Below are 732 nucleotides of genomic sequence, written 5' to 3' on the forward strand. Positions count from 1 at the left end.
CTCCGGCCGGGGCGCATGGGGGCATGTGCGGGGGCGCGCGGGAGGATCGGTGTCCGCGGGTGGGTAGCCAGGGGTGGGTAGCCAGGAGGGGGTCGGCATCCGCCGTTACCTCGGCAATTCGTACATGCCTCGCATCTTCGGCACCTCGGCGGGGCATTGATCTTCACGGCCGGAACTTTCGTCCCTTCACGAGGGGAGTTGTCAGGGGATGGGCGGGTCCGGCCGCCGAAGACACGTCAACTCGGTGCGTGGGCAGGCACCGCAGCCTCAGGGGGTATGCCATGGCCGCAAGGCCTCTCGTCGCGCGGCAGCCGAACGAACGACTGCAGGCGCTCATCCAGGAAGCCGGATGCTCCAACGCCGGGCTGGCCCGCAGAGTCAACATGTGCGGTGCCGAGCACGGCCTCGACCTGCGGTACGACAAGACGTCGGTGGCCCGCTGGCTGCGCGGACAGCAGCCGCGGGGCCGGGCACCGGCGATCATTGCGGAGGCGCTCGGGCGCAAGCTGGGCCGTACGGTCACGATCGACGAGATCGGCATGGCCAACGGCAAGAACCTGGCGTCGGGTGTCGGTCTCCAGTTCTCGCCGACGGTACTGGGGGCCATAGAGCAGGTCTGCGAGCTGTGGCGCAGCGACGTGGGCCGGCGGGACTTCCTGTCCGGCTCCTCCGTCGCCGCGTCCGCGCTGGTGGAACCGAGCCGGGACTGGCTGATCTCCGCCCCCGACCCGC

General features: G+C 70.4%; 1 pseudogene. It reads left to right on the top strand.

Annotated elements, in window-relative coordinates:
* Nucleotides 1–281: 281 nt before the first annotated feature.
* Nucleotides 282–732: pseudogene (locus AOK11_RS44990) on the top strand (transcriptional regulator); the annotation flags it as partial.

Source organism: Streptomyces hirsutus (assembly GCF_001418415.1).
Lineage (GTDB): Bacteria > Actinomycetota > Actinomycetes > Streptomycetales > Streptomycetaceae > Streptomyces > Streptomyces hirsutus.